Below are 266 nucleotides of genomic sequence, written 5' to 3' on the forward strand. Positions count from 1 at the left end.
GAAAGACCGAATCTTGCGCTCGGGCTTTCGACGGCCATCTTCGCCACTTCGCGCGATCCAGCGCCCACCGCCAAAGCGCCGTAGGCCTTTCCAAAGGCGATCTCGAAGCGAAGCATCGAGGACCGATCTTGTCGTTCGAACGCGATCAGGTGACCGCCCGCGTCGAGCACGGCGACACTCAATGGCCGTGTCAGGCCAAGTTCGCCCGCTCTCGAGAAAGTTGCAGCAATGATCGATTTTGCGTCGGCAAGCTTCAAGTAAGGCAT

The 266-nt window shown here is 59.4% G+C and carries 1 protein-coding gene; it reads right to left on the reverse strand.

What is annotated here, in order from left to right:
- Positions 1-266: heme-binding protein (locus tag RMT89_RS43490; protein WP_315889279.1), on the reverse strand; the 266-nt coding region annotated here is incomplete at both ends.

The sequence above is a fragment of the Streptomyces sp. P17 genome (assembly GCF_032436805.1).
In the GTDB taxonomy this organism is placed as follows: domain Bacteria; phylum Actinomycetota; class Actinomycetes; order Streptomycetales; family Streptomycetaceae; genus Streptomyces.